General features: G+C 44.0%; 11 protein-coding genes. 4 read left to right on the forward strand and 7 right to left on the reverse strand.

Features of this window, described 5'->3' with window-relative positions:
* Positions 1 to 10: 10 nt before the first annotated feature.
* From proB to OH463_RS17490, 5 genes are all read right to left on the reverse strand, one after another.
* Positions 11 to 1,150, reverse strand: coding sequence for a glutamate 5-kinase (gene proB / locus OH463_RS17470; protein ID WP_005447599.1), 1,140 nt, complete (start codon positions 1,148 to 1,150; stop codon positions 11 to 13).
* A gap of 122 nt (positions 1,151 to 1,272) precedes the next feature.
* Positions 1,273 to 1,662, reverse strand: a complete 390-nt coding sequence (gene crl / locus OH463_RS17475; RefSeq protein WP_009697717.1) for a sigma factor-binding protein Crl — start codon at positions 1,660 to 1,662, stop codon at positions 1,273 to 1,275.
* Between the two features lie 118 nt (positions 1,663 to 1,780).
* On the reverse strand, positions 1,781 to 3,028 hold the full coding sequence (gene frsA, locus OH463_RS17480; RefSeq protein ID WP_009697716.1) for an esterase FrsA: 1,248 nt from the start codon (positions 3,026 to 3,028) through the stop codon (positions 1,781 to 1,783).
* Between the two features lie 90 nt (positions 3,029 to 3,118).
* The gene (gene tet(34), locus OH463_RS17485) at positions 3,119 to 3,583 is read right to left on the reverse strand and encodes an oxytetracycline resistance phosphoribosyltransferase domain-containing protein Tet(34) (RefSeq protein ID WP_005447605.1); all 465 of its coding nucleotides are present in this window, start codon (positions 3,581 to 3,583) and stop codon (positions 3,119 to 3,121) included.
* A 342-nt stretch (positions 3,584 to 3,925) separates the two neighbouring features.
* Positions 3,926 to 5,215, reverse strand: coding sequence for an NCS2 family permease (locus OH463_RS17490; protein WP_005447607.1), 1,290 nt, complete (start codon positions 5,213 to 5,215; stop codon positions 3,926 to 3,928).
* A gap of 1,033 nt (positions 5,216 to 6,248) precedes the next feature.
* Here OH463_RS17490 and OH463_RS17495 point away from each other — a divergent pair.
* Positions 6,249 to 7,721 (forward strand): aminoacyl-histidine dipeptidase, encoded by a 1,473-nt coding sequence (locus OH463_RS17495; RefSeq protein WP_009697714.1) that lies wholly within the window; start codon positions 6,249 to 6,251, stop codon positions 7,719 to 7,721.
* Between the two features lie 98 nt (positions 7,722 to 7,819).
* Here OH463_RS17495 and OH463_RS17500 read toward each other — a convergent pair whose 3' ends face one another.
* Complete coding sequence (locus tag OH463_RS17500) at positions 7,820 to 8,359, reverse strand: DUF3332 domain-containing protein (RefSeq protein ID WP_005447616.1); 540 nt, start codon at positions 8,357 to 8,359, stop codon at positions 7,820 to 7,822.
* 330 nt (positions 8,360 to 8,689) lie between these two features.
* Here OH463_RS17500 and OH463_RS17505 point away from each other — a divergent pair, with 330 nt between their 5' ends.
* The 3 genes from OH463_RS17505 to OH463_RS17515 all read left to right on the forward strand — a co-directional run bounded on the left by OH463_RS17505 (position 8,690) and on the right by OH463_RS17515 (position 12,789).
* A complete protein-coding gene (locus OH463_RS17505; RefSeq protein ID WP_005447618.1) occupies positions 8,690 to 9,760 on the forward strand; it encodes a succinylglutamate desuccinylase/aspartoacylase family protein in 1,071 nt (356 codons plus the stop codon).
* A gap of 240 nt (positions 9,761 to 10,000) precedes the next feature.
* Entirely contained in the window at positions 10,001 to 12,187 is a 2,187-nt protein-coding gene (locus tag OH463_RS17510) for a TonB-dependent receptor domain-containing protein (protein WP_005447620.1), read from the forward strand.
* A gap of 179 nt (positions 12,188 to 12,366) precedes the next feature.
* Complete coding sequence (locus OH463_RS17515) at positions 12,367 to 12,789, forward strand: hypothetical protein (protein WP_005447623.1); 423 nt, start codon at positions 12,367 to 12,369, stop codon at positions 12,787 to 12,789.
* A gap of 89 nt (positions 12,790 to 12,878) precedes the next feature.
* Here the strand turns inward: OH463_RS17515 and OH463_RS17520 are convergent, their stop codons facing one another.
* On the reverse strand, positions 12,879 to 13,181 hold the full coding sequence (locus tag OH463_RS17520) for a DUF3622 domain-containing protein (protein WP_005447624.1): 303 nt from the start codon (positions 13,179 to 13,181) through the stop codon (positions 12,879 to 12,881).
* Between the last annotated feature and the right edge of the window lie 151 nt (positions 13,182 to 13,332).

Genomic DNA, 13,332 nt, shown 5'->3' on the forward strand with positions numbered 1-13,332 from the left:
CCCTCAATTTCTATTCTTGAATGACGACAAGATCATCGCGATGAATCACTTCTGAGCCGTAGTCATGACCCAAAATAGAGATGATATCTTTACTGTGCTTACCTGCAATTTTCGCTAGGTCTTCACTTGAGTAGGCACTGATACCACGAGCAACCAGTTTACCGTGGGAGTTTGTCACGCGGGCGACTTCGCCACGAGCAAAATCACCACTTACTTTAATAACGCCTTTCGCAAGCAGACTACTGCCCTTACCTACAACCGCGTTAACGGCACCGTCATCAATAATGATGTCACCAGACGCCGCAGGACCGGCTAAGATCCAACGCTTACGGTTTTCTAGTGCTTCAGAACACGGTAGGAAACGTGTGCCTTGTGGCTCTGAACTCAATGAGTCAAAGATAACATTTGGTGCGCTACCAGCGGCGATAATAACTTCAATACCTGCACGGCGAGCTATGTCTGCCGCTTGAAGTTTGGTTGCCATGCCGCCCGTACCTAGCGTTGTGCCACTACCACCTGCAATTTTACGCAAAGTATCATCGATAGTTTTCACTTCTTTGATCAGCTCAGCATTCGGATCTTTACGTGGGTCTGCGGTAAACAAACCTTTTTGATCAGTCAGGAGCAGCAATTTGTCTGCACCACACAAAATCCCCACCAAAGCAGACAAGTTATCGTTATCACCTACTTTGATTTCATTTGTAGCGACAGCATCGTTTTCATTAACGATAGGGATAATGTCATTCGCAACCAACGCATTAATGGTATCACGTGCGTTAAGGAAACGTTCACGATCGTCCAAATCAGCGCGAGTCAGTAGCATCTGACCAATTTTGATACCGTAAATACCAAACAAAGACTCCCATGTTTGAATCAGACGGCTCTGACCCACGGCTGCAAGCAACTGTTTGCTCGCCATCGCGTTGGGCAGTGCGGGGTATCCAAGATGCTCACGGCCTGCTGCAATCGCACCAGACGAAACCATTACTACTGAATGGCCTTGTTTTTTAAGCTCAGCACATTGACGAGCCAGCTCTACCATATGAGCACGGTCTAACGCCAAAGTGCCGCCTGTCAGCACACTTGTACCCAGTTTCACAACGACGGTCTGTGGTTGTGAAACAACTGCATTCTGTTGATTCGTTGTCATGATGTCTTCTGAAATGAAAAACAAATAAAGAGTGGATGTTTTAGCAATCAAATGGGGATTTAACAAGCAGAAAAGGTGCGAAAACGCACCTTTTTGTCTTATCAGGGAAGAAAACAGCCAAATTAGGCGAAATCAAACGATTCGGTGTGATATTCCACTTCCAGTTTGAAATGCTCAGCCACTGTATCAATAAGCTTTTGATGGAAGGTACTTTGTGTCAAGTACACTTCCTCTACTACCTTATTTGGTAATGGTTCTGAGGTCCATTCCCCTTCTTTGTTGTATTTACCAATATGGTATTTTGCCGTAAAGCCACCTTCGATGGACTCCAAGTCCATCCACCAGCCCCAAAATTCACGTTTCTCAGGTGACTTTTTGTCGTCTACACAGACAGATAGACAGTCAAAATAGTAGTGCCCTTCTTGTGATTGTGGTTCGCGCAGGTACGGACCTACCGCCTTCAACTTTGACATCAAGCGAAAGTGAGTCGGCCCTTGTGTCGTCTCTGACATAAGAATCTCCGTTTCCATAGTAAGGATATTTAGCTATCCAAGAATGATTATTATTTTTAATTATCATGAGCTTATTTTTTGCTCACATATATCACTCTTAACTAAATTAGGAGATTTGTCATCTTAATAATTCGTCCTCCAACCACTTTATGGCTAAATCGAGGGATTGCTCATAACCTTTTGTAATTGTCTTGGAACTGATTTTCTTGGCTTGTCCGTACTGGCTAAACAGTGCTACCAACTGGTTATCACTATGAGGTGAAACTGGGTCCCCTTCGAGACTCAATGCTAAAATTGGCACCTTAGTTTTACGGCTACTTAGGAAACCTTGTACCTTGAGTGACCATGCCATCATCTGTCCGGCCATGCTATTGATGTCAACAGCACTCTTACCAAGGCGAGACGCTAATAGGTCAAGGTACATCTTCGGCATTTGCTGCAACTTTTTAGGTGACGTAAACAGATCATGCACTGGCGCTCCCAAAGCCACACAAGCTTTGATCTTTTCTTGCTCAACAAACGAAAGACGAATCATGGCATTACCGCCAAAGCGGAAGCCAATCAATCCAACCTTGTGGTGATCAACCCAAGGTAGAGAATACAGTTCATTCAAAACCGCTTGATGAAGGCAACTGGAGTTTTCAGTCAGCGGCCAATGTGAACTATGACCGACTGACGGCATATCAATAGTCACCATCGCAATGTCTTTTGGAGCTAAGTGGTTTCTGAACAAGCGCCACATATCCGTTTGCAAGCTGTCCAAACCAGCACTGACCATTACAACTGGTAATTGTTTATCTGTGCGAGGAAGATGTAGGTTCGCGATGATCTTGCGTTTTTGGTAAGGCACTTCGATCTGCTTGATCACGTATTTAGTTTTTTCTGAGCCTTCTGAATACGCTTTGTTCGCCAATACCTGTGCTTGAATGGCTAAGTTATCATTCTTTAAATGTGGATAGCCTGCAATGCTAAAACACAATGAAGCCGTAAACAGCTCATCAGCCGCTTCCTCCCCCTTCATTTCATTCGCGCGGCGTTGATGCTCCATGCCTAACTTAATCCACTCAAACGTCCAGTTACCACCGTGGTAACCCATGACCGTATCAAGCCATTTATCTTCGGTACGAGAATGATTCGATGACGCGATTTTAGAAAGTACCCCTTCCATTTCGATAGGAGATAAGCCCTGCCACGCCCATTGAAGACGTCTCAAATGACGATACCAAGCACGATCTTCATGCTCTTCTCGCTCATCAAGAATCTTTTGGCTGGTCGGCATGTATTGAGTAAGTGCAGAGGTTTCTTTCGCTTGTTTGTGTTTGACAAACAAAGTTTCGGAGAGGTTTTTACTGACGTCTTCTGACATAGGAAGAACTCTAGGCTGGTTGCAATAGCGTAATAATAATAAAAAAAATGCCCCTATAAAGGGGCATTTCTCAATATTCTTAGTGCAAACTTATTTTTGCTTGCGATTTACTGGCTCAGCGTACTGGATAGACATATCCCAAGGTTGCTCGATCCAAGTGTCTTGTGCGATGTCTACTACGTAGTCATCAAGTAGCTCTTTACCAGAAGGCTTAGCACATACAGCAATCAGTTTTGCTTTCGGGTACATTTCACGAAGTTTACGCGCTGTATCACCGCTATCTACTAGGTCTTCAATGATTAGGTAACCTTCACCGTCACCTTCTGGCGCTTTAAGCACTGTCATGTCACGTTGATGATCGTGGTCGTAGCTTGAGATACAAATTGTATCTACGTAGCGAATACCTAGCTCACGAGCCAAGATAGCACCAGGAACCAAGCCACCACGGCTTACCGCCCAAATACCTTTCCATTGCTCAGCTGGCATTTGTTTCTCAGCCAGTTCACGGCAGTAAGACTGCATCGCATCCCAAGTGATAATGAATTTTTTACTCATTGTAATAACCTAATAATTTCAAAATATGCATCCCCGTGACCTAGCTGATGGCGCTGAAATGGACTCATCAATCTAGATTTCCCACACCAGAGGAAATGGGGGTTTCAAGCTACGCAAACGATTATTCTACCGAAACCCATGATTAATACCAACGCTGATATCAAAATTCTCCGTCTATTACGCAGAAAAATCGAATTCAGTGAACACGGCAAAATAAAGAAGGGAATGAATTTGAGAAGAAATGCTCCATAAACAAGGAGAAATTCCCCTCCAGCAAAAGCCCACAAACAAAAAGCCAGTGTGAACGTGTGCCCACACTGGCTTTTCTTTTAATCGTCAGAGTTAGCCTAGGATGTACTTCGCAATGAAGATAGCGGACATAACCCATACACTCATTGAGACTTCACGTCCTTTACCACTGAACAGTTTGATCGCAGCGTAAGCAATGAAACCAAGCGTGATACCTTCTGCAATAGAGAAAGTCAAAGGCATAACCAAACACGTTACGACAACAGGAGCCGCTTCTGTTAGGTCACGCCAGTCGATGCCAACAAGACCAGAAAGCATCAAGATAGCCACGTAAAATAGTGCACCAGACGTTGCGTAAGCTGGAATCATTCCCGCTAGTGGCGAGAACAATAGAGCAAGAAGGAACAATACGCCAACAACCACAGCGGTTAGACCTGTACGACCACCAGCGGCTACACCAGAAACGCTCTCAATGTATGACGTCGTGTTTGATGTACCTAGTAGAGCACCGACAGATGTTGCTGTTGAGTCTGCAAGTAGCGCTTTATTTAGGCGTGGAATATTGCCGTTTTCGTCAGTCAAACCCGCTTTTTGCGAAACACCAACTAGCGTGCCTGCAGTGTCGAATAAGTCAACGAATAGGAAAGCAAATACTACAGAGATCATACCTACTTCGAACAAGCCAGAGAAGTCTAGCTGCATGAAGGTTGGCGCGATGCTTGGTGGTGTTGACATGATGCCGCCCCACTGAACGTCACCAAAGATCAGACCAAGAATTGTTACGCCTAGGATTGCGATCATAACCGCACCTTTCACACCACGGTGAACCAATGCAATCGTCATGAAGAAGCCAATCGCTGCAAGTACAGATGGTAGAGAAGTGATATTACCCATTGAAACTAGCGTTGCTGGGTTATCTACAACAATACCTGCGTTTTTCAGTGCGATGAAAGCAAGGAACAGACCGATACCTGCTGAGATACCAGTACGAAGAGAAAGTGGAATCGAATTGATGATCCATTCGCGAATCTTAAACACACTCAAGACGATAAATAGCAGACCGGAAACAAATACTGCTGCTAGCGCGACTTGCCATGTGTAACCCATGCCCAACACAACGGAATAGGTAAAGAACGCGTTTAGACCCATACCTGGAGCTTGAGCGATTGGGTAGTTTGCTACCAAGCCCATGATGAAACAGCCAATAGCGGCAGCAAGACACGTCGCAACGAACACGGCACCACGATCCATACCTGTATCTGCAAGGATAGCTGGGTTTACAAAGATGATGTAAGCCATAGTTAGGAAGGTAGTAACACCTGCGATGATCTCAGTGCGCACATTGGTGCCATTTTCACTAAGTTTAAAGAGCCTTTCGAGCATGATCGAATCCTGTAAAAGGTAAAAAGTAAACGGTTGCGTAATCGATTGGCTCGAATTATAAAGTTATCAAATAACAAATTCCAGATAGAATTTTCACTCTAAAGGGATTTTTTTCTTGGGATATGAAACCCATTCGCTAGCGTTTTAAACAGCAAATAAATTTAGGTCTTAATAAACAATAACTAACGAACTTGTATTGAAAACAAACGTATGTGTACAAACTGAGCAATGTATTAAACTTTCAAACACAAAGTCATCGTTTTGGACGCTAAATACCCAAAGAATTGGTCAGAAAATGAAACAAGTGAGATAAGCAATCGGAGAATTGAAGCTTGGTGGCGATAAAATAGGCGAGATTGGGATCAGAAGATAAAAAAACGCCACTCAATTTGAGTGGCGGTGAATCATGTCAGCACTATGCACTGAAAAAAAATTCCAATTTATAGGGGTGAACAAACTTGTTCGAGTCACATGCGTTGGCTTCAATTAGTAACCAAAGCTTGTTGGGTATACAAAGTTACCGGTGTAAACAGATTTGCTGTTCCAGAACATTGCACTTGGTAAACCTTTCATAAATATCACCTTCTAAATCAATTAATACTGTTAATTTGGTTGATTTCTCAGTTCCTTGGAGGCGATAAACGGACTCATCCTTTGAGCATTTCATTCTTCTCTCAGAAGCTGGTTACAAATATACCACCCAGAAATTTAATTACAAGCATTTTAGTGACCAGAATCACAAAAACTTAATAAATTGACCTCCATCAAGAATTAACTGTAATTAAATTACAGTTTAGTAAATTAAAAATTAAACAAACTTTCAGAACATACTAAGCTCGTTGCATTGGTGTATTACGTTGTGTTCATAATCTGTGACAGTTCTAGGGCAAATCCTTTTCACCACAACTACTAGAACCGCTTTTCTGGTGGTATGCTGAGGGCAATTCCAAGCCAATACCGATTAGCATTTACTGCTAAACACTCATTAAATTTACGGTTTAAATTTGGCAAAGCACATCAAAAGGAGTCTTCCGTGTCTGAATTCCATTCTGAAATCAGTACCTTATCACCTGCTCCACTTTGGCAGTTTTTCGATAAGATTTGTTCAATCCCTCACCCTTCAAAACATGAAGAAGCTCTAGCACAGTACATTGTTACTTGGGCAACAGAGCAAGGTTTTGACGTACGCCGCGATCCAACTGGCAACGTGTTCATTAAAAAACCTGCGACACCAGGTATGGAAAACAAAAAAGGTGTAGTGCTTCAAGCACACATCGACATGGTGCCACAAAAGAACGAAGACACTGATCACGACTTCACTCAAGATCCAATTCAGCCATACATCGATGGTGAATGGGTAACAGCAAAGGGCACAACGCTAGGTGCAGATAACGGCATCGGCATGGCTTCTTGTCTTGCTGTACTTGCTTCTAAAGAGATCAAGCACGGTCCTATTGAAGTTTTACTGACTATTGATGAAGAAGCAGGCATGACAGGTGCATTTGGTCTTGAAGCTGGCTGGTTGGAAGGCGATATCCTTCTAAATACAGACTCAGAACAAGAAGGCGAAGTGTACATGGGTTGTGCAGGAGGTATCGATGGCGCAATGACCTTCGATATTACTCGTGACGCAATTCCAGCGGGCTTTATTACTCGTCAACTAACACTGAAAGGTCTAAAAGGCGGTCACTCTGGCTGTGACATCCATACAGGTCGCGGTAACGCAAACAAACTGATTGGTCGCTTCCTCGCTGGTCACGCGCAAGAGTTGGATCTTCGCCTGGTTGAATTCCGTGGCGGTAGTTTACGTAACGCGATTCCTCGTGAAGCTTTTGTAACTGTAGCACTACCGGCAGAAAATCAAGATAAACTAGCGGAACTGTTCAACTACTACACTGAGTTACTAAAAACAGAGCTTGGTAAAATTGAAACAGACATCGTGACTTTCAACGAAGAAGTTGCAACAGATGCACAAGTGTTTGCGATTGCAGACCAACAACGTTTCATCGCAGCATTGAACGCTTGTCCAAACGGTGTAATGCGTATGAGTGATGAAGTTGAAGGCGTGGTTGAAACATCACTTAACGTTGGTGTTATCACAACAGAAGAGAACAAAGTAACCGTTCTATGCCTAATTCGTTCCCTGATCGACTCAGGTCGTAGCCAAGTTGAAGGTATGCTTCAATCTGTCGCTGAATTGGCTGGTGCTCAAATTGAATTCTCTGGCGCTTACCCAGGCTGGAAACCAGATGCTGATTCAGAGATCATGGCAATTTTCCGTGATATGTACGAAGGCATCTACGGTCACAAGCCAAACATCATGGTTATCCACGCAGGTCTTGAATGTGGTCTGTTCAAAGAACCTTACCCGAACATGGATATGGTTTCTTTCGGTCCAACCATCAAGTTCCCTCATTCTCCAGATGAGAAAGTGAAGATCGATACCGTTCAACTGTTCTGGGACCAAATGGTTGCGCTTCTTGAAGCCATTCCTGAAAAAGCGTAATTCAAACCAATACGCGAAAAACACAAAAGGGTGCCGAGGCACCCTTTTTTTATTGTGAGCTTTTTATTACAGACTCTTTATAACAAGAGTATCGCAAACTATGCGCGAGTTTGCGCGTATGCCGCTAGCTCATCCATAGAAGTTTTAGCAACCACTTCACCATCGATGTAGTAAGTAACGAAGTCACCTTCACGAACGCCCATTAGTGTCGCCTTGTCACCGTTGTTGTATGTAATGTCCATCTGAACGGTGTTCTCGTCGATCTGTTGCATTTGACCTTGCTCGATAACACGGTTGTGCGTTAGAGGACCGATCGGTGCAGTCGTTAGAGATTTGTCTAACTGGTGGTTCACGTCGATGTAAGTATCCATCTTGGTATCAAAGATGTGTGGCTTACCGTTTAGTGGGTTTTTACCAGTCCAGAATTCTAGAGAGTTGAATACGATGTAATCCGCTGCAACAGCAACACCATAAACAGGCGCCAAAAGCATGTTTAGACCACCACGAGCGTAACGGTTATCTACTGCTTTTAGGTTAAAGCCCATTACGTAACCTGTCACTGCATTACTGCCCACACAGCCAGAAAGAGAAACTGCGACTGCAGTCAATGCGCCAATTTTAGCGAACGCCTTTTTCATCAAAACCTCTAGTTAAATAGTATTAGGTCAAAAATTCGGCGGGGATATTAGCGGATTAAAACCATAGGTAAAAGTCAGTTTTTCTTCAAAAAAATATGAGTATTAAATTTAACACAGCCTTATTTATTCGATGAATGTGCTACTTTAAAACACAGCGTATAGCCACTCAATAAACACAGAAATTAACCCAATGTGCTTACACAACTCATACATCTGGTGAAACTTTAATCTTTTCAATAAAAATTATTTTTCGTCACCTAAAGAAGAATGATTAGTGTGATTTTGAACCAGTTGTTACATTGTTGCTAACGTATTTGACAGAGATGGTTTATGGCCAGAAGTAAAAAAAGCAAAGTATTTGAGCTACTCGGGCATCAAGTACAACCAGGACAACGACTAGAAACCGAATTTGAAGCAGCACAGCTTTACACGCACTCACCACTTTCTATTCCTGTGGAAATCATCCACGGTAAACAAGAAGGTCCCGTGCTAATGGTGAATGCGGCGATCCATGGTGATGAGCTTAATGGCGTAGAAATCGTTCGTCAGATGATCAACCAACTGGATCCGCAAAAGCTGAAAGGCACCGTGATTGCGGTTCCTATTGTGAACGTATTTGGTTTTATTCATAAGTCACGTTACCTACCGGACCGCCGCGACCTAAACCGTTGCTTCCCAGGAAGCGAAAAAGGTGCATTGGCATCTCGCATGGCGCATGGGTTCTTTAACAATATCGCCAAACGCTGTGATTACATCTTGGATCTTCATACGGGTGCGATTCACCGTACTAACCTACCGCAGATCCGTGCGAACCTGAGTAATCCAGAAACACTGCGAATCGCAAAAGCGTTTGCCACACCAGTGATCGTAGACTCGGCACTGCGTGATGGCTCTTTGCGTAGTGAAGCTGAAAAATGCGATATCCCAGTGCTAACTTATGAAGCTGGTGAAGCTCTGCGCTTTGACCCTCTATCTATCAGCGCTGGTGTACTTGGCGTGCAGCGCGTCATGCAAGCCATCGGTATGCTTCGCGCAAGCCGCAAAAAGCTACCAGAACCAATTATCGCAAAATCCACCAGTTGGGTACGTGCATCAGGTAACGGTATTCTGCGTACTGTCGTGAACCTAGGTGACAAAGTTGAAGAAGGTGAAACACTCGCATACATCAGCTCGCCGCTTGGTCACGACGAACTTGAACTGGTTGCACCAAAAGGCGGTATCGTGATCGGTCAGCAAACACTGCCTCTAGTTAACGAAGGTGATGCAATCTTCCACATTGCTTACTTCAAACAAGACGATGATGTCGTTGAACAAACCGTAGAAAGCTATATTGAAGAGCTAACAGAGTTCGATGTTGATCAAGTCACGACAGGGCAAATTCCGCTAGAAACTCAGCAATAAGTTTTTGCATAAACTGAAAGCCCAGAAATTCATCTGGGCTTTTTTGTGGCGAAAAGATAGACACATTCACTCCCCTACATATCTTAATCCCTATCAAAATCTGTTTTACCGTCATTTAGTGGATATAAAACTTTACAGGCATTCAAAAAAACACCATTGATAATTAATCTCATTATCATTTATTAATTTGTTCAGCATTCATATAATCCTCGCCTAATCAAATTACTATAAATGACGAATATGAAACGTTTATCCACTCATGGCTTCAAGGTAAGCCTTGTTTCGCTCGCAGTGCTCAACTCCCTTGCTTCCTATGCAGCAGAAGGCTCAGACGAAGAGCTTGAAGTCATTGGTGTGCATTACGCGAAACCAATCACTGTTGCAGAACCTGCTCAAACGACCATTGATTGGTCTCTTATCGAGGAACAGCAGTATTCCAATTTTGCAGATATGATCGACTCCGTGCCAGGAGCAACATTAGATGGTGGTGCTCGCTCCGGGGGGGAACGTATCAATATCCGCGGTTTTGATGATCCAAGTGACATCGCTGTATTTGTTGATGGCGCACCTATCGGCTTCCAACAATACCGTTACGGTACCTTCTTCTTTGACCCGTTCTTAATTGGCGAGGCAGAGATCATCAAAGGTGCGCACGACTATCGCGCATTGAATGGTAAATTTGGTGGCTCCATCCGTATCAAAACGAAAAGTGTCGATGATCTCCTCGATGGCGATCGTAACTTTGGTGCTCGTGTTTCCACTGGCTATAACAATAATGGTGATGAAAACTCATACACCTTGTCCTTATACGGCAAGAACGACGCCGGCTTCTACTTCTTAGCCAATGGCTCGGTAAAAGATTCAGATGACATCCAAGTTGGCGGCGGTGAAACGTTGGATTACTCGGGTTACGAGCAAGAAAACATGCTGGTGAAAGTCGGCTATGAAAATGACGACCACGAGTTCGAAATCAGTCATACGCGCTACAAAGACGAAGGCCGCAAACCTTGGGCGAATCGTCGTGGAAAAATGCCGAATATTTCCGACTACAACATCAAAAAATATGGCTCATTGGAGAAGGCGAAATACGCGTACACGGTCGACAACAAATACACCGATAATACGACGACGCTCTCTTACCATTACATGCCTTCCAATCCTTACATTGATTTCAACATCAAAATGGCACGCTCTGAAAACGATCGCCACTGGGTACGCCCTGATGTTGCATTCGAAAAAATGTTCGTCTCTGTCGGCAGCTACGGTCACGAGTCTTGGCTAAGTTACGAACGCGATTACGTTGATGTCTTCAACCAAGCACAAATTGGAGATCACGCACTAGTCACCGGTCTTCAGTACCAAAAAACTGACCGCGATTCACTGGTCTTCAATAAATCGTATGCCAAAAAAGAAGCAAAGAACTACGGCTGGTACACGCCTTATTACGAACCATCGGGTATACAGACGATTTACGCCGCTTATGTAGCAGACCATTACCAAGCGACCGATCGTCTAACCATCACGCCATCTTTGCGTTATGAATACATCACCAGCGAAGGTAAAGGCAATGCAGCGCCAGACTACAACGACCCGGCGGCTGGACATGACTACAGTGAGACGAGCCACAAAGGCTTTAGTCCGCGTCTCGATATCGATTTTGATGCCACTAATAATACGCGTTTGAATTTCTCTTACGCATACGCATTAAAAGCGCCAACGGTTGATAACATCTACTCTGTACAATATGCCCGCGCTACGGCGACAGCAACGGCAAGAGATCTGGATGTTTCGCGTATTCATGCCTACCAAGCGAGCGTGATCAATTTAACCGAAGGTCTAGTCAGTGACCGTGACAACCTTGCAACGGAGTTTACCGTGTTTTACAACGACGTAAATGACACGGTCGATATCCGAACAGGTGCAAATCTAGATAAAAACAGTACAGAAAACCAAAGCTGGAATACGAACTTAGATGGGTTCAAAAACTACGGTTTTGAGTTGATTTCACAGTACCGTATTTCAGATTTCTATACTGATTTTTCAGCGAGTTACGTACGTGGTAAAAACAAAGGTAGTCTATCTGACTCCACTGGTTCTGATGACGATCACCCAGATGTACCACCATTGAACATCAACCTAGGCTTCGGTTACGAATGGCTCCCAGGTCTACGCTCAGGTTGGGAAGTACGTTGGTACGATGCACAAACCAAAACGAAGGCAGAGGGTAACAACCTGAAAGTAAAATCGCCTAGTGAGCAATATACGCTGCAAAATGCGTATGTCGTTTGGGATGTACAACAAGTCAAAGGCTTGAGCGTTGGAGCGGTCGTGAAAAACCTGACTGACCGTTACTATGAAGCCTACCTATCTAACGGCGTGCCTTCACCGGGTCGTGAAGTTAAACTTAAACTGACTTACCAGTACTAATTAATCACATTATCTGTATTGGTCTTCAACCAGCTCGGGGCTATGAATGGCTCCGAGTTTTCGTTTATATCCAAGTAACCTCAAAATGCTTGATTCAGCCAGAGTGACTTGGGTCTATCACCCTCATTTTACATACGAGACTTATGAGCCTTCGAAGAAAAACGCTGACATGGAAACAAATGTTATTTGTCGCTGCCCTAGCCTCTCCGCATGCAGCGAGTATTTCACAAGACAATATCTCTCAATATTTGGAAGAACACAGTAAGCGCCAGCAATTAGAAGATCATTACGCTGCCACTGTGACAGACAACTTAGATCTTGATGCTCAAACAGATGGTTTAACGTGGAAAGAAGATGGCAAACCCGATCATTGCCAATACACAAAAGGAGAGATAACGGAAGCGAGAGATTATGATTATGGGGAAGCCAAAGATCTTTCTGACGGCTTGCATAACATCGATTTGCCGCCCGTACATACTCCCAAAAACAGCCACAAGCATCGAACCTATTCGAATAATCCTCAATTGCTTGCTGGTAATAAGCAATTTGCAGCCCCTGCAGAAGGTTCGGTGAGCTTTTCGGTATCTTCGGACTGCTTTTAAACGACACAAACAAAAATGCCCCGAGATGATCTCAGGGCACTTTTTAATTCATAATCGACGGCACAGATAAGCCATCTAGTAGACTGAGATTACTCTTCGTCAGCTTCTACTTCACGCGCTTTGCGAGCTTCTTCTTTGCGAACTTTCGCCGCTAGTTGCTCAGCTTCACGCTCTTGACGCTGTGCTGCTTTACGCTCGTTACGAACAACTTGGTTTTGAACAAAACCCGCTAGTTCTTGCTCAGCCCAAGCTTGTGCTTTCTCTTCGCTGTCAAAACCAGTTTCACGTTTTGATACTACTGTCTTACGAGATGTCACTTGACGAGTGATCTCTGCGCTCCAGCCGTTACGTTTTTCAGTTACGCGGATAGCAAATTTTGGATTTTTAGACATTTCTTTCATTTCCTAAGGGATTAATCAGGGATTCGGTCAACTTGATAACTCCATCTAAGCTGAGCTGTTTAACACCATCCCTTGGTAAGCGCGGTATTAGAGCATAAAAGTTACCGAAACGCTGCAAGTTTTTTAAGGGAGACGGGAGACG

It is taken from the genome of Vibrio sp. NFR, assembly GCF_027587095.1.
Taxonomy (GTDB): domain Bacteria; phylum Pseudomonadota; class Gammaproteobacteria; order Enterobacterales; family Vibrionaceae; genus Vibrio; species Vibrio harveyi.

Excerpts from the sequence above, each read along its gene's own strand:
- OH463_RS17520 (WP_005447624.1), bottom strand. The coding sequence starts at position 13,181 with ATGTCTAAAAATCCAAAATTTGCTATCCGCGTAACTGAAAAACGTAAC.
- crl (WP_009697717.1), bottom strand. The coding sequence starts at position 1,662 with ATGTCAGAGACGACACAAGGGCCGACTCACTTTCGCTTGATGTCAAAG.
- OH463_RS17505 (WP_005447618.1), top strand. The coding sequence starts at position 8,690 with ATGGCCAGAAGTAAAAAAAGCAAAGTATTTGAGCTACTCGGGCATCAA.
- OH463_RS17490 (WP_005447607.1), bottom strand. The coding sequence starts at position 5,215 with ATGCTCGAAAGGCTCTTTAAACTTAGTGAAAATGGCACCAATGTGCGC.
- OH463_RS17510 (WP_005447620.1), top strand. The coding sequence starts at position 10,001 with ATGAAACGTTTATCCACTCATGGCTTCAAGGTAAGCCTTGTTTCGCTC.
- OH463_RS17515 (WP_005447623.1), top strand. The coding sequence starts at position 12,367 with ATGTTATTTGTCGCTGCCCTAGCCTCTCCGCATGCAGCGAGTATTTCA.
- proB (WP_005447599.1), bottom strand. The coding sequence starts at position 1,150 with ATGACAACGAATCAACAGAATGCAGTTGTTTCACAACCACAGACCGTC.
- OH463_RS17500 (WP_005447616.1), bottom strand. The coding sequence starts at position 8,359 with ATGAAAAAGGCGTTCGCTAAAATTGGCGCATTGACTGCAGTCGCAGTT.
- frsA (WP_009697716.1), bottom strand. The coding sequence starts at position 3,028 with ATGTCAGAAGACGTCAGTAAAAACCTCTCCGAAACTTTGTTTGTCAAA.